The sequence below is a fragment of the Cellulomonas sp. P5_C5 genome (genome assembly GCF_054049655.1).
This window is the reverse complement of record NZ_JBFULY010000006.1, coordinates 72,158-86,301: the sequence shown is the minus strand read 5'-3', so window position 1 is coordinate 86,301 and position 14,144 is coordinate 72,158. Positions and strand designations below refer to the sequence as shown.

Sequence of the window (14,144 nt, the reverse complement as noted above, 5' to 3'; positions counted from 1 at the left end):
GGGCGAGTATGTCCCGGCGCTCCCCGACCGGCCACTCAGGGCCGTGTGATCCTGTACAGCACCGAGCGCCGCAGCGGGTGCCCCTCGACGCGGTTCGGGTTGTCGAAGTCGTCGGCGGGGTCCCGGGTCATGCCCAGCCGACGCATCACCGCCTGCGACCGTTCGTTGGGCACCGCGGTGAAGGAGACGATCTCCGCCAGGCCCACCTCGTCGAATCCGACGGCCAGGGCCTCGCGCGCCGCCTCCGTCGCGTAGCCGTGCCCCCACGCCCAGCGCGGCAGTCGCCAGCCGACCTCGACCATCGACGCGTCCCACGACGGCCGTGCCAGGCCGGTGAACCCGGCGAAGCGGCCGTCCACCTCGAGCGCCCACAGACCCCAGCCGTTCTCCTGCAGCCGTTCCTGCGCCCGGGCGGCGAGCGCGTCGCTGTCCTGCCGCGTCAGGGTGGACGGGAAGTACTCCATCACCTCGGGGTCGGCGTTCAGCTCCGCGAACGGCTCGAGGTCCGACTCCCTCCACGCGCGCATGAGCAGGCGGGCGGTCCGGCGTTCGAGCGTCACCACGGCACCGTACGCTGCCGCGGTGATTGCTGACGTGCTCGACGAGTGGACGCCGCACGACCCTGCCCAGGCCGCGCTGCTGGCGGAGTACCGGGCGTTCGTCGTCGCCTCCGGGGCCGCCGCGGTCGACCGCTCGCTCGCCCCCGAGCACCTGACGGCCAGCTGCTTCGTCCTCACGCCCGACCTGTCGCGGGTGCTGCTCTGCTTCCACCGCAAGGGGCAGTTCTGGGTGCAGCTGGGCGGGCACCTGGAGCCGGGCGACGTCTCGCTCGCCGACGCCGCGTCCCGCGAGGCGCGCGAGGAGGGCGGGATCGCCGCGCTGACCTCCGGGGGACGGCTCCCGGTCGACGTGCACCGCCACGAGCTGTCGTCGGCGTTCGGTCGCTGCCGGACGCACTGGGACGTCGGGTTCGTCGCGTATGCGCCCGCCGACGCGGTGCCCGTCGTCAGCGACGAGAGCGAGCAGGTGGCCTGGTTCGACGTCGACGACCTGCCCGCCGGGACGCCCGACGACTTCGCCGTGCGGCTGCGGACCGTGCTCGACGAGGTCCTGGCCACCCGGTAAGCCCGGGGGGCAGACTGCTCGGCATGTCCGTGGCCTTCCCGCTCCTGCCGCAGCTCGTGCGCGCCGACGAGACCGGTGAGCCGGCCCTGACCGACCGGTGACCGGCTACGCGCCGATGCCGCTCCGGCTGGAGACCGAGCGGCTGGTCCTCACGCCGGAGGTGGAGTCCGACGCCCCGTGGTTCGCGGAGCTGCTGACCTCGCGCGGGACGGGCACGTTCACGGTCGACGACGCGCGGGAGCGGATCGCGGCGATGGACCTCCTCGTGCGGACGATCGGGATCGGCGCACTGGCGCTGCGGCGGCGCGAGGACGACGAGCCGCTCGGGTACTGCGCGATCATCGTCGGCCGAGGCTCGCTCGACGAGCCCGAGATCGCCTACGAGCTGCTGCCGTCCGCGCACGGTCACGGCTACGCGACGGAGGCGGCCCGGGCCGTGCTCGACGCCGCCTTCACCACCGGCCGGACCCGCATCTGGTCGACCGTGCGGTCGTGGAACGCCGCGTCGTTGCGGGTGCTCGACAAGCTCGGGTTCCGCCGGGACCACGTGACCGTCGACGACGCTGGCGAGATCGTCTGGCTGGTCGCTACCCGCTGACCGGGCCGTCGTCGACGACCCCGCCGGTCTGCCCCACCTCGATCGTGCCGGCCGTCATCGCGCCCGACAGGCAGTCGACGACGCGGCGCACGTCCGCCTCCGTCGCCCCCGGGGCCGACGGCGCCACGACCCGGGACACCGGGACGTCCGACGACATCAGCGCCTGATCCATCGCGGGGTCGTCGAGGCAGGTGGCCCAGTCGCCCTCGGGGGAGGTCAGCGCGATCGCCCACGGGCCCTCGTCGGGAATCCCCCGCGGCCGCGTCCCCAGCCCGGCGAGCGCCGACAGCGCCAGCGCCACCGCGAGCACGAGGGCCGCGACGACGCCGACCTTTCCTCTGATCGCTCGCACCTGACGATCCTACGTCGGGTCATTGCACCAATCGGTTCAGTGTCGTATGGTGAACCACATGGTTCAGCATGACACCCTCGACCGGATCTACTCGGCCCTGGCCGACTCGACCCGGCGCGACATCCTCACCCGGCTCGGGGAGGGCCCCGCCAGCATCGGGGAGCTCGCCGAGCCGCACGGCATGACCCTCACCGGCATGACCAAGCACGTACGGGTCCTGGAGGACGCCGGCCTCGTCCGCACCGAGAAGGTCGGACGGTCCCGGCAGTGCCGCCTCGGCGACGAGCGACTGGACGACGCCATGGCCTGGATCTCCTTCTACCAGCGGCTCTGGGAGCGTCGGCTCGACGGTCTCGAGGCCTACTTCACCCTGCAGAGAGGAACGGAAGAATGACCACCGACACCACCCTCGAGCTGCGCGCCACGCGCGTCCTGCCCGCCACCCCGGAGCAGGTGTTCGACGCCTACACCGACGCCGAGAAGCAGAAGATCTGGTTCTCCATCCTCGACCAGGAGCCCGGCGTCGTCGAGATCGAGGTCGACCTGCGCGTCGGCGGCCAGCAGACCGCCGTGTGGGGGCCCGACCGGGAGAACCTCTTCCGGGAGACCCAGACGTTCCTCGTCATCGACCGCCCGCACCGGCTGGTCACCGAGTCGTCCGGCAGCAGCCCCGACGGCATGACCATGACCACGCACATCGAGGTCACCTTCGAGCCCGTCGACGGCGGCACGCTCATGTCCGTCGTGCAGACCGGCTTCCCGGCGGTCGAGGTGCGCGACTTCTTCGCCGAGCACGCGTGGGTCGGGGCGTTCGACCGCATCGAGGCGTACCTGGTCAGGGCGTGACGGGGCATTGACGTTGCCCGCCGCGGGGACGGGCGCGAGGCTGACCTGATGGTCGACCTCGTGCACGTCCCCGCGGACCCGGACCACCCCGACGCCTGGACGGTCGAGGGGACGGTCCAGGTCGGCGACGCCGTCGACGTCGCGATCCACGGATCGACCGACTTCTCGCTCGACGTCCCCACCACGCGCGCGACGCTCACCGAACCGCACCGCACGGTGCACCGGATCGTCGCCGTCCCCGACGGAGCGCCGCGGACGCCCGAGTCGGTCGTCGGCCGGGCCATGATCGGCCTGCCGCTGGTGGGCAACTCGCACCTGGCCGTGGTCTACGTCGGCGTGCACCCCGACTGGCGACGCCGCGGCATCGGGTCGGTGCTCTGGGACGCCGGCCTCGACCTCGCGCGGGCGGCCGGGCGTCGCGTCGTCATCTCCGACTCGTCCTACCGGACCGAACCGCCCCCCGGGCCGGACGCCCTCGAGTCCCCCACCGGCAGCGGCCGGATCCCCGCGCACGACGACGCCACCCGGTTCGCGCTCTCACGCGGTTTCACGCTCGAGCAGGTGGTCCGGCACTCGGTGCTGGACCTGCCCGCCCGCACGGACCACCTCCGGTCCGACCCCGGGAGCGACTACCGCGTCCACCTCATGCAGGACGAGTTCGCCGCGCCGTGGCTCGACGGCCTGGCCGTCCTGCGGACGCGGATGAGCACCGACGCCCCCTCCGCCGGGCTCGAGCTCACCGAGGACCCGTGGGACGCCGAGCGCGTCCTCGCCGACGGCGCCGACATCCGCCGCCGCGGGCACGGCTTCGTGGTGGCCGTCGTCGAGCACGTGCCCACCGGGACGCTGGCAGGCTTCTCGGAGGTCCGGTACCCGCTGGACAAGCCGGCCGTCGTGTTCCAGGGCGACACCCTGGTCCTGCGCGAGCACCGCGGGCACGGCCTCGGGATGCTCGCCAAGATCGCGGTCCTCGACGAGCTGGCCACGGTCCGCCCGCACGCCGAGCGCATCCACACCTGGAACGCGCAGGAGAACGCCCACATGCTCGCCATCAACGTCGCGCTCGGCTTCCGGCAGACCAGCGTCGACGCCGAGTGGCAGCGGCCCCTGTGACCGCTGACGTCTCCTACCGTCCGGGCTCCGTCCGCGACGCCGCAGGTGGGCTGGTCGCGCTCACCCTCGCCACCTTCGTCGCGATCACCACCGAGCTGGTCCCCGTCGGGCTGCTGCCGCAGATCAGCACCGACCTGGAGGTCACCGAGTCCGTCGCCGGGCTCCTGGTCACCGTGTACGCGTTCATGGTGGCGGTCCTCGCGATCCCGCTGACCCTGGGCACCCGCCGACTGCCCCGCAAGGGACTCCTCCTGGTGACCCTCGGCGCCTACACCGTCAGCAACGCGCTCGTCGGCATCGCGCCGTCGTTCGGTCTCGTCGCCGCAGGGCGCGCGGTCGGCGGCATCGCGCACGCGCTGTTCTTCTCATTGAGCATCGGCTACGCCTCCCGGCTCGTGCTCCCGCAGGTCACCGGCCGCGCGCTCGCCCTGGTCACCGCCGGGGCGTCCGCCGGGCTCGTGCTCGGCGTGCCGCTGTCCACCGCCCTGGGCATCGCCGTCGGCTGGCGCAACGGGTTTCTGGTCCTCGCCGCCGGGTGCGCGCTGGCCACGGTCCTCGTCGCCGCGCTGCTCCCGCCCGTGTCCGGCGACGACGCACCCCACGCCGACCACACCCGCACCGACCGCCGCCGACGGCTCGGCATCGTGTCCGCCACCAACACGCTCACCTACCTCGCGCAGTACACCGTCTACACGTACGTGTCCGTGCTCCTGCTCGCGACCGGCCTCACCGAGACGGCCGTCAGTCCCGTGCTCCTCGGGCTCGGCGCCGTCGGCCTCCTCGGCACCGCGTACGCCGCCGTCTCGCTCGACCGGAACCCGCGCCGCGGCACCCTCGTCGTGCACGCCGTCATGGCCCTCGGTCTGCTGGCCCTGGGGCTCGTCTTCCCCGCGCAGGCCGGCGTCCTGGTCGCCGCCGCCGTCTGGTCCGGGGCGTTCGGCGCGATGGCGTCCGTGTTCCAGGCAGCCGCCATCCGCACCCGCGGCGGCTCCCCCGACATCATCGGCGCCCTGGTCAACTCCACCGCGAACATCGGGATCGGCGGCGGCGCCGCGCTCGGCGCGCTCGTTCTGGTCGGCCCGGGGCTCGGTGCGCTGCCCTACGTCGGCGCCGGGCTCCTGGTGATCAGCCTCGTGGTCATCCTCGTCGCACGCCGCTCGTTCCCGCCGCTCGCGGAGTGACTCAGCCCGCCGGGTTCGTCGCCACTCCGGCGGTCCGATGAGCGGGGATCCGGGTCGAGACGACTAGGTCGTGTTGATCAAGGGTTCGTGGCTGCTCTCGGCGAGGCTTGGCCGGTGACGCGCCAGGAGATCAGTGATGACGTGTGGGTGGTGCTGGAGCCCTTGCTGCCGGCGGTTCGCACAGCCGGGCGGTCGTGGACGGATCACCGTGGCGCGGTCGAGGGGATGGTCTGGAAGTACCGCACCGGGGCGCCTTGGCGTGACGTGCCTGAGCGGCTCGGAAGTGGAACTCCATCGACAAGCGGTTCAACCGGTGGGCCGCTGACGGCACGTGGGACAAGCTGCTCGCCGTGGTGCACCAGCGCGCCGACGCGGCCGGTGACGTCGACTGGGTCGTCTCGATCGACTCGACGATCGCGCGCGTGCATCAGCACGGCGCGACCCTGCCGCGGGCCACAGGGGGCTCGATCGAATGACAAGAACCCGCGCGGTGAACCGCCCGATCATGCGATCGGACGCTCTCGCGAGGGCCTGACCTGCAAGGTCCATCTGGTCGCGGACGGCTAGGGCCGCCCGCTGTCGTGGGTGGCGACCGCTGGGAACGTGAACGACACGACGATGTTGGCCACCGTCCTGGACGGCGTCCGGGTGCCACGGCTGGGCAAAGGCCGACCCCGAACCAGGCCTGAGCGGGTGCTCGCGGACAAGGGCTACCCGTCCAAGGCGAACCGCGCCTGGCTGCGTGCGCAGGGCATCGCGGCGACGATTCCCGAACGCGACGACCAGATTGCGCACCGGCTGCGTAGACCCGGGCGCCCGATCGACTTCGGCGAGGTGCAGAGGGTCCGCTACCGCGGCCGCAACGTCGTCGAGCGCTGCTTCAACAAGCTCAAGGCGTGGCGCGGACTCGCGATGCGCACCGACAAGCTCGCCCGTAACCACCACGCCGCGATCACCCTCGCCGCCGTCCTCATCTGGCTGCGGTCCGTCGATCAAGCGCCTCAGTCGCGTGATCGCGGGCGGTCCAAGACCTCGACGTAGGTGATCGAGTCGCCCACCACGTCGAGAATCAGCATCCCTGGCCACGGTGGGGTCAGGGAGACGTTCCGGTGCGTGGGTCCCCACGGGCCCCTCTGGTGGCGGGGCCGTGTCGAAGCTCTGGCAGAAGTCGTCGCCGCAACCGCGCCCCTGAACGATCACGACTTCGCCCACGTCGTCCGCAAGAGCGCGCTCGTGCGGTTGCGGCGACGGCGCCGAACCAATTGGCGCCTCGCCTGCATTGGTGCTGACGGCGAGCTCGCGCTGACGCCCGACTACGTCGCGGATGGCACTGAGCGAGCTCTCTCGTGGTCCGTGACTCAGTGGCTGTTGAGGGCGTCGTCGAGTCGGGCGAGTGTCCGCGCGGCTGGCGCGTGGCCGCCTTCGGCAGCGAGTTGCAGCCACTGTCGGGCCGCCTCGGGATCGCGCAGCACGGGTCTTCCCTCGAGGTACATCATGGCGAGGTCGTACTGGCCGTGCGGCTGACCTGCCTCGGCCCGAATGAAATGGAAGTCGAGTTCGTCGGCGTCGATGTCGTAGCTCCAGTAGTCACGCGCATTCTCGTGATGCAGTTGCACGACCCGGCCGGTGAGCGAGATGCGACCGAGTACGCCCTCGACCGCGCGCACCGACGGTGGCAGATCTGACACGAGCCGCTCCTTGATCACGGCGCCGCCGCGATCAAGGACCTCGATGAAGATTCGAGCGCGGTCCTCGATGCGCCAGTGCGTTCGTGCGCGGCGTGCGCCGCGGCCAACCGGTCGTGCAAAGCCCTCGACCCGGTAGTCCTCCTGCTCCATCACACGGAGCACGTCATCCAGAGGCTCGACATCCATGGGATCGGACCGGCCAAGAGCCGCGGGCAGCTCCGCCAAGAGCAGCTCACGGAGCACGCCGCCGACCAGCCGCACGAGGGCCCGACGGCGTTCACGCAGGGGAGCGTCGACGGATGGCGACGCATCGGCCAGTACCGAAGTCGGCACCAGGACAGTCCAAATCGCACCGTCAGGGTCAATCCGGTGCAGGCGCCCGGCGTCGATGTCGACGACGTTCACCGTGATCTTTGCAACCGGCTCGAACTGGGGACGACGCGCGACCAGGAGGCGCTCCAACTGACCGACGACGCTCCACACCGCAGGATCAAACGCGCCACTCGTCGGCCCGGTAACTTCAAGGACCCTGAGGTACTTACCCACGTCGCCCTGCGCCTCTCATCACGTGCCGATTCGAACCGTGTCGATTGGCCAACGCGCTCGCCACGACGTCCTAGCCAGTAGACCAATTGCCGGTGACCCCCAGATCCCAAGGACCACGAGGATCGCCAGAATCTGCGTTCGCCAGCTGCCAGCAGTGTTCCGGACGACCCCGGATGGTCGTGGGTCCTGATGAAGCTCTACCTTGATCGTCTGGCTGCTGTCTGCTCGGCGAGTCTCTCAGGTCATGGCTCCTGTCCCGATCCATCGACCGTCGGCTGCTCGCACCCCGCTCCGGGAGCAATCGGTTCCGTCACCGCCGACCGAAACCTTGATCAACTCGCCCTAGGACCTAGGTCCGGGATCGACCGCGTCGGCCGCCGATAGAGTCATTGTCATAACCACAGCGGCCCACCATCCGGTGGCCCTCCCCGGCGCACACGGCTCCCCTGAACGAGCAACGACGCGCTGCACCTTCCCGTCCTCAGCCCTGTCCGGGGTTGAGCCGTCGTGCGCGCACCGCCGCGCTCTGCACTGTCGAGGAGCACGAAATGACCACGCCCGAGAGCCCCGTCACCACACAGCCCGTCGCGGACGCGGCCCCCGTCACCAAGGCCGACGCCAAGCGCCTCGCCCGTGAGGCGAAGGCCGTCGCGAAGGCGAACCGCAACTGGTTCAGCCGCCACAAGATCCTGACCGGGATCGGCGCGGTCGCGGCGGTCGTCATCGTCGTGAACGTCGCGAATGCCGGTGGGTCCAACGACGAGACCGCGAGTGCCACGAACGCCCCTCCGGCCGCCGTGGCCGTCGAGGACGCCCCGGAGGCCACCGTCGAGGAGGCTCCCGTCGAGGAGGCCCCGGCCGGCCTCACGGGCGGCGACTACATCGTCGGCACCGACATCGCCGCCGGTCAGTACCGCGCGAGCGTCGAGGCCTCGTTCTTCGACCTGTGCACGGTCAGCCAGAAGAACGCCGACGACATCCTCGACATCCGCACAGGKACCGAGGGGTCCGTCATCTTCACGGTCCAGGACATCCCGGGCTCCGTCGCCTCGTTCGACGGCTGCACCGCCATCGTCTCGACCGTCGAGGCCCCCGGGACCGCGCCGGCCCAGCTGGGCAACGGCGACTGGCTCGTCGGCACGGAGCTGACCGCTGGCCAGTACTCCGCGACCGTCGACACCGACGCGGCGATCGTGCTGGCGATGATCTCCCAGACGAACGGCACCGAGATCCTCGACATCACCTCCGGCGACACCGGCAACGTCGTGTTCACCGTCAAGGACGTCCCCGGTTCCGTCGTCTCCTTCTCGGGCGTCAAGGACATCCAGAAGGTCGGCTGACCAATCGCGACGACGCCCGCCCTGCGTTCCGGGGCGGGCTTTCTCGCGTCGCGACGGGCGCGAACCGTGCATGATCGGCGCGAGTCTTCCGACTCCATCCGCCATCTCACGACCTGGAGCCGCGCGTGACCGTCTCCCAAGCCGTGCTCGGGTTCGCCGTCGTCGCCGGGCTGCTGACGATCATCCCGGGCATCGACACCGCACTCGTGCTGCGGTCGGCGATCAGCCGCGGCCGCGGGTACGCCTTCGCCGCAGCGGCCGGCATCAACGCCGGCTGCTTCGTCTGGGGCATCGCCGCCGCCGTCGGCGCCTCCGCCCTGCTCGCCGCGTCCGAGCTGGGGTACCGGATCCTCACGCTGGCGGGCGCCGCCTACATGGTGTGGCTCGGCATCCACCTGCTCCGCGCGAGCCTGCGGCCGCGCGAGGCTGCGCCGGCCGAGTCCGTCGACCCGCCCCGCGCGTCCGCCTGGCACGGGTTCGCCACGGGCCTGTGGACCAACCTGCTGAACCCGAAGATCGGCGTCTTCTACCTGGCGACGATCCCCCAGTTCGTCCCCGCCGACGTCTCGCCGCTGCTCATGGGCGTCCTCCTCGCGGCCGTCCACAACGTCCTGGGCATGGCCTGGTTCACGGTGATCATCCTGGCCACCGGCTTCGCGGCCCGCTGGCTCGCCCGCGACGCGGTCGCGAAGGTCACCGACCGCATCACGGGCACCGTCCTGGTCGCCTTCGGCGCCAAGCTGGCCCTCGACAGCCGCTAGTTGTCACGCGGTGTACTCGACCTCGCGCACGTCGACTCGCACCGACCTGGCCAGAGCCACGAGGCACGCCGCCCCGAGGGCGAGCTCGACGACACCGGCCACGAGCAGGCCGTCGGAGGGCCGCCCGTCGGCCACGAGGCTCAGCACCCGCGCGAGCCCGTACGCGAGGTACACCAGCGCACCGACGAGCAGCGCGGTGAACCGCAGCCGCGCGACGAACGCGCCGGCCACGAGCAGAGCCCCGATGACGAGGAGTCCGGCGCCGGGTGCCCGCCGCTCGCTGAGGGCGTCGGGGTCGGCGCCGAGGACGATCCCGTAGGACTCGGAGAACGCGACGGGCGTGAGGAGCACGGCGGCGCCGATGACGACGGCGACGGCACCGGCAACGATCAGCAGCGCCTTAACCACGGGATCCCCCGATCACGTCGGCGAACTCCCGCGGAGCACGCCCGAGCGCCTCCTGGACGCCGTGCGCGACCGACTCGTTGCGCCCGTCGAGCACCTCGTCGCACAGGTCCGTCAGCATCGCGGCGTACTCGGGCCCGGCGATCTCCGTCAGGGCGGCGCGGAACTCGTCGGACGTCACGGGCACGTAGGTCACCCCGAGGACGTCGGCCGCCTCGGCGAAGGAGAGGAGACGGGGTCCGGTGACCTCGTAGAGGCGTCCGACGTGCCGGTCCTCGGTGAGCGCGGCGACGACGACGTCGGCGATGTCCTCCACGTCGATGAAGGGCTCGCGGACGTCGCCGGCGGGCAGGGCGATGACCCCGGCCTGGACGCCGTCGACCAGGTGGCCCTCGGTGAAGTTCTGCGTGAACCAGCTTGCGCGCACGATCGTGTGCTCGAGCGCGGAGCGCACGACGACCTGCTCGCTGGCGAGAGCACCGTCCTCGCCCCGACCGGAGAGCAGCACGATCCGCTGCACGCCGGCGGCGGTCGCGGCCTGGGTGAAGGCCGCGATCGTGTCGACGGCGCCGGGCGCGGCGAGGTCCGGGACGAACGTGACGTAGGCGCGGTCGATGCCGGCCAGGGCCGGGGCCCACGTGCTGGGCTGCTCCCAGTCGAAGGGTGGGGTCGAGGTCCGGGAGACGGCCCGGACGGTGTGGCCTCCCGCGACGAGCCGGTCGGTGACGCGGCGCCCGGTCTTGCCGGTGGCGCCGATGACGAGATAGGTCGGTGTGTGCATGGGATCCACCCTGACCGGGTGGCGACGGACGGACAACGATCAGAAGTCCGCAGCACATGATCATTCGTCCTGTGAACGTGGATGATGGGGCAATGGCTCGCACCTTCCCCGCTCTGGACGACCAGCTCGGTGAGGCCCTGCACCTGCTCCAGATCACCGGCACCCTCTACTGCCAGGCGGAGCTCACGGCGCCGTGGGGCATCGACGTGCCCGCGCTCGACGGCCTGATGATGTTCCACGTGGTGACCGCGGGCCGCTGCTGGCTGGAGCTCGACGGCCACGAGCCGCTCCTGCTGCAACCGGGCAGCCTCACGCTCGTCCCGCACAGCACCCCGCACCGGCTGCGCAGCGCCCTGGACGCCCCGAGCTCGCCGCTGTTCGACATCCCTGTGGAGCTGGTGAGCGACCGCTACGAGATCATGCGGTTCGGTGGCGGCGGCGAGTTCGCGCAGGTGACGTGCGGGGTGGTGGAGCCCGACCACGAGAGCGCCCGGCGGCTCGTCGCGCAGCTGCCCGACGTCCTGCACGTGGACACGTGGGACGACGGCGACGCCAGCTGGCTGCACAGCACCCTGCGCCTGGTCGCGCGGGAGGCCGCCGCGAAGAAGCCCGGCGGCGAGATGGTGCTGACCCGGCTGGCGGACGTCCTGGTCGTGCAGACCGTCCGCGCGTGGCTCGACTCGGCACCCGAGGCCCGGCAGGGCTGGCTGGCCGCGCTGCGCGACGAGCACGTCGGGCGGGCGCTCATCGCGATCCACCGCGCGCCGGAGAAGGACTGGGGCGTCGACTCGCTCGCGCGTGAGGTCGGGCTGTCCCGCTCGGCGTTCTCGGCGCGGTTCACGGACCTGGTCGGCGAGTCCGTCATGCGGTACGTCACCGACTGGCGGCTCCAGCTGGCTCGCACGCACCTGGGCCGCAGCACCGAGCCGTTGTCGGCCGTGGCGCACCGGTACGGGTACCAGTCGGAGGCGGCGTTCTCCCGCGCGTACAAGCGGACGTTCGGCGTCCCGCCCGGCTCGGCCCGACAGCCGCCCGAGGTGGACTGGCGGACCGTCCGCGGCCCCGAGGCGTGAGCACGCACCCTCCCCACGACGTCGTCCTGCCTGACGGGACGACGTCTTCTGGTTGTCGTCGGACGCGGCTCAGGCCTGCGGCTCGTCGACCGACTGTGCCGACGACGGCTCGGGCTCGGGCGGCTGCACCGCCGCCCGCTCGGGTGCCGGCAGGTCCTCCCCCGACAGCCACGAGTACCAGGCGGTCTCCGGCCCGCCCTGCAGCAGCAGAGCCCGCATCAGCAGGGTCAGCGGCACGGCGAGGATCGCCCCGAGCGGTCCGATGACGAAGGTCCAGAAGATGACGGACACGAAGCTGAGGGTGAGCGTGATGTTCACGGCGTCGGCGACGAACTTCGGCTGTACCAGCACCTGCAGCACGACGTTGACGGCGCTGTAGACGGCGACCACGGCGAGCGCCAGCGGCCAGCCGCCGACGACGAGCGCCATGATCGTGGGCGGGATGACCCCGATGACGAACCCGATGTTCGGGATGAAGTTGGTGACGAACGCGAGGATCGCCCAGACCGCGGGGGCGGGGACGCCGAGCGCCCAGAGCGCGAGCCCGTCGATCACGGCGACGACCGCCCCGAACGACGCGCTGACCACGAAGTACCGCCGGACGCCGATGTTGAACGTGGTGGCCCGGCGCAGGACCCCGCCCTGCGTCGCGCCGAACTGCACGTGCGCCCCGTCGTACCGGGCGGCGTCCACCGACATGAAGATGACGTAGGTGACGACGACGAACAGCGTGCTCGCGACGCCGACGACGGCCCCGCTGATGCTCGTAGCGACCCCGAGGAGCTGCGACGGCTGGAGCGCGTCCGTCGCGGAGCTCACGGCCTCCTGGTCGAGCCCGAGCGATGCGAGCCACTGGGTGGCGCCGCCGACGGCGTCCTGCAGGTCCTGCAGGTACTCCTGCACCAGCCCGGCGAACTGGATGCCGGCGAACACGAGCATGGCGATGAGGACGAGCAGGATCAGGTAGACGACGACGATGACCACGGTCGTCGCGGCGGCGCGGTGCCAGCCGCGGTGCTCCAGGGGGTGCCGGATGGGGTGCACGATGATGACGAGCACCGCGGCGAGGAACAGCGGGGCGAGCACCTCCCGCGTGGCGTGCACGCCCGCGAGGACGATGACCGCGGCGGAGAGGAACAGGAGCGTCCGGGTGGAGGGCGCGAGGCCCTGGGGCGGTGCCATCGGGCGGACGTGCTCCTTCGACGTTGTCCACGAGCGGGTGCTCGCAAGATAGCGCGCAGGCTCAGGCCGAGGTGGCGCGCCACTCGCGCGGAGTCATGCCGTACTCGCGACGGAACACCCGGCCGAAGTGGGACGCGTCGACGAACCCCCAGCGCGCGCCGACGCCGGACACGGTCAGGTGCGCGGACGCGGGGTCGCGCAGCGCCCGACGGCACTCCTGCAACCGCAGGGAGCGGATCGTGTCCTGGAGCCCGACACCGTCGCGCTCGAGCGCCGCGTACAGGTGCCGCACGGACACGTGGTGCGCCGCGGCGATGGTCGTCGCCGACAGGTCCCGGTCCGCGAGGTGGGTGCGCACGTACTCCTGGACGCGGAGCACGAGCGAGCCCTGCAGGGGTGCGACGGCGCGGGGCTCGTCGGCGACGTGCGTGGTGATCAGCGCGCGGAGCAGGTCGATGCTCGGGCCGGCGACGAGTGCGGCGGCGGTCGGGTGGTCGAGGACGTCGGTGCTGCCGAGCCTGTCGAAGTAGGGCGCGACGACGGCCGCGAGCGCGTTGTTGTCCGTGCCGATGCGCAGCCCGGCGACGGCGTCGATCCTCCCGTCCGACAGGGCGAGCGCGCCGCGGGGCACCTGGAAGTAGTGCAGCTCCGTGCGGTCCGTGTTGAGCACGGTGTACGGGCGGGTGCTGTCGTAGACCGCCATGTCGCCCGCGCGCAGCACCGCCTGGTTGTCGCCCTGCGCGACCATCGTGGTGCCCGAGACCTGGACGGCGAGGAAGACCGTCGGCTCGTGGTCCTGCCGGGCCAGGCCCGGGGTGCGGCGCAGCATCGACGGCGTCGACCGTGCCGACGAGAAGTTGACGGGACCCGCCTCGGCGACGCGGCACAGCACCTCGATCTGCGCGGCGGGCCRGTCGTAGTCGATCTCGACGRGGAGCACTCCCGCCCAGATGGCGTCGCGGATGATCTCGATGCGGTCGTCGGGCGGCAGGTCGTCCGAGCGCAGGACAAGGCTCATGGATAAACCTCACATGTCGGACACGGCGAACGTCCCCACCGTAGGCGCCGATGCCCTGGGTCCGACAGACCGGATCGTGCACGGACGGACCAGAACCGTGCGCGGCACGGCCATCCGCCGGTCGTCCGCGCGGGC

The 14,144-nt window shown here is 71.7% G+C and carries 16 protein-coding genes and 1 pseudogene; 10 read left to right on the top strand and 7 right to left on the bottom strand.

The window, feature by feature from the left end:
• Nucleotides 1-35: 35 nt before the first annotated feature.
• Nucleotides 36-560 (bottom strand): GNAT family N-acetyltransferase, encoded by a 525-nt coding sequence (locus tag ACXJKF_RS07565; RefSeq protein WP_456787123.1) that lies wholly within the window; start codon nucleotides 558-560, stop codon nucleotides 36-38.
• A 22-nt stretch (nucleotides 561-582) separates the two neighbouring features.
• Between ACXJKF_RS07565 and ACXJKF_RS07560 the strand changes: the two genes are divergently transcribed.
• A complete protein-coding gene (locus tag ACXJKF_RS07560; protein WP_456787122.1) occupies nucleotides 583-1,125 on the top strand; it encodes an NUDIX hydrolase in 543 nt (180 codons plus the stop codon).
• A 97-nt stretch (nucleotides 1,126-1,222) separates the two neighbouring features.
• Nucleotides 1,223-1,723, top strand: coding sequence for a GNAT family N-acetyltransferase (locus ACXJKF_RS07555; RefSeq protein WP_456787121.1), 501 nt, complete (start codon nucleotides 1,223-1,225; stop codon nucleotides 1,721-1,723).
• Here ACXJKF_RS07555 and ACXJKF_RS07550 read toward each other — a convergent pair.
• Entirely contained in the window at nucleotides 1,713-2,075 is a 363-nt protein-coding gene (locus tag ACXJKF_RS07550; protein WP_456787120.1) for a hypothetical protein, read from the bottom strand. The two genes, ACXJKF_RS07555 and ACXJKF_RS07550, sit on opposite strands and share 11 nt — an antisense overlap.
• Nucleotides 2,076-2,133: 58 nt before the next feature.
• Between ACXJKF_RS07550 and ACXJKF_RS07545 the strand changes: the two genes are divergently transcribed.
• From ACXJKF_RS07545 to ACXJKF_RS07525, 5 genes and pseudogenes are all read left to right on the top strand, one after another.
• Nucleotides 2,134-2,469, top strand: coding sequence for an ArsR/SmtB family transcription factor (locus ACXJKF_RS07545; protein WP_456787119.1), 336 nt, complete (start codon nucleotides 2,134-2,136; stop codon nucleotides 2,467-2,469).
• Nucleotides 2,466-2,921, top strand: coding sequence for an SRPBCC family protein (locus tag ACXJKF_RS07540; protein ID WP_456787118.1), 456 nt, complete (start codon nucleotides 2,466-2,468; stop codon nucleotides 2,919-2,921). Before ACXJKF_RS07545 ends, ACXJKF_RS07540 begins: the two co-directional genes overlap by 4 nt.
• Nucleotides 2,922-2,969: 48 nt before the next feature.
• Nucleotides 2,970-4,034 (top strand): GNAT family N-acetyltransferase, encoded by a 1,065-nt coding sequence (locus ACXJKF_RS07535; protein ID WP_456787117.1) that lies wholly within the window; start codon nucleotides 2,970-2,972, stop codon nucleotides 4,032-4,034.
• Nucleotides 4,031-5,215: an MFS transporter gene (locus ACXJKF_RS07530; protein ID WP_456787116.1), complete on the top strand. Its 1,185-nt coding sequence runs from the start codon at nucleotides 4,031-4,033 to the stop codon at nucleotides 5,213-5,215. The genes ACXJKF_RS07535 and ACXJKF_RS07530 overlap by 4 nt, the downstream gene beginning before the upstream one ends.
• A gap of 114 nt (nucleotides 5,216-5,329) precedes the next feature.
• Nucleotides 5,330-6,256, top strand: a pseudogene (locus ACXJKF_RS07525) (IS5 family transposase).
• A 317-nt stretch (nucleotides 6,257-6,573) separates the two neighbouring features.
• Here the strand turns inward: ACXJKF_RS07525 and ACXJKF_RS07520 are convergent.
• The gene (locus ACXJKF_RS07520; protein WP_456787115.1) at nucleotides 6,574-7,449 is read right to left on the bottom strand and encodes a tetratricopeptide repeat protein; all 876 of its coding nucleotides are present in this window, start codon (nucleotides 7,447-7,449) and stop codon (nucleotides 6,574-6,576) included.
• A 548-nt stretch (nucleotides 7,450-7,997) separates the two neighbouring features.
• Here ACXJKF_RS07520 and ACXJKF_RS07515 point away from each other — a divergent pair.
• Nucleotides 7,998-8,789 carry a hypothetical protein gene (locus ACXJKF_RS07515; protein ID WP_456787114.1) on the top strand — a complete coding sequence of 264 codons (792 nt, stop codon included), beginning with the start codon at nucleotides 7,998-8,000 and terminating at the stop codon, nucleotides 8,787-8,789.
• Nucleotides 8,790-8,914: 125 nt separating this feature from the next.
• Nucleotides 8,915-9,550, top strand: coding sequence for a LysE family translocator (locus tag ACXJKF_RS07510; protein WP_456787113.1), 636 nt, complete (start codon nucleotides 8,915-8,917; stop codon nucleotides 9,548-9,550).
• 3 nt (nucleotides 9,551-9,553) lie between these two features.
• Here the strand turns inward: ACXJKF_RS07510 and ACXJKF_RS07505 are convergent, their stop codons facing one another.
• A complete protein-coding gene (locus ACXJKF_RS07505) occupies nucleotides 9,554-9,958 on the bottom strand; it encodes a DUF4345 domain-containing protein (protein WP_456787112.1) in 405 nt (134 codons plus the stop codon).
• Complete coding sequence (locus tag ACXJKF_RS07500; protein ID WP_456787111.1) at nucleotides 9,951-10,736, bottom strand: NAD(P)H-binding protein; 786 nt, start codon at nucleotides 10,734-10,736, stop codon at nucleotides 9,951-9,953. The genes ACXJKF_RS07505 and ACXJKF_RS07500 overlap by 8 nt, the downstream gene beginning before the upstream one ends.
• Before the next feature lie 92 nt (nucleotides 10,737-10,828).
• Between ACXJKF_RS07500 and ACXJKF_RS07495 the strand changes: the two genes are divergently transcribed.
• Nucleotides 10,829-11,809 (top strand): AraC family transcriptional regulator, encoded by a 981-nt coding sequence (locus ACXJKF_RS07495; protein ID WP_456787110.1) that lies wholly within the window; start codon nucleotides 10,829-10,831, stop codon nucleotides 11,807-11,809.
• A gap of 69 nt (nucleotides 11,810-11,878) precedes the next feature.
• On the opposite strand, the gene ACXJKF_RS07490 is transcribed toward ACXJKF_RS07495, so the two are convergent.
• Entirely contained in the window at nucleotides 11,879-12,991 is a 1,113-nt protein-coding gene (locus ACXJKF_RS07490; RefSeq protein ID WP_456787109.1) for an AI-2E family transporter, read from the bottom strand.
• Between the two features lie 61 nt (nucleotides 12,992-13,052).
• On the bottom strand, nucleotides 13,053-14,009 hold the full coding sequence (locus ACXJKF_RS07485; protein WP_456787108.1) for a helix-turn-helix domain-containing protein: 957 nt from the start codon (nucleotides 14,007-14,009) through the stop codon (nucleotides 13,053-13,055).
• Between the last annotated feature and the right edge of the window lie 135 nt (nucleotides 14,010-14,144).

What these genes read in the sequence shown, in the direction of transcription:
- ACXJKF_RS07540 (WP_456787118.1), top strand. Translation starts at nt 2,466, where the DNA reads ATGACCACCGACACCACCCTCGAGCTGCGCGCCACGCGCGTCCTGCCC.
- ACXJKF_RS07495 (WP_456787110.1), top strand. Translation starts at nt 10,829, where the DNA reads ATGGCTCGCACCTTCCCCGCTCTGGACGACCAGCTCGGTGAGGCCCTG.
- ACXJKF_RS07490 (WP_456787109.1), bottom strand. Translation starts at nt 12,991, where the DNA reads ATGGCACCGCCCCAGGGCCTCGCGCCCTCCACCCGGACGCTCCTGTTC.
- ACXJKF_RS07535 (WP_456787117.1), top strand. Translation starts at nt 2,970, where the DNA reads ATGGTCGACCTCGTGCACGTCCCCGCGGACCCGGACCACCCCGACGCC.
- ACXJKF_RS07545 (WP_456787119.1), top strand. Translation starts at nt 2,134, where the DNA reads ATGGTTCAGCATGACACCCTCGACCGGATCTACTCGGCCCTGGCCGAC.
- ACXJKF_RS07500 (WP_456787111.1), bottom strand. Translation starts at nt 10,736, where the DNA reads ATGCACACACCGACCTATCTCGTCATCGGCGCCACCGGCAAGACCGGG.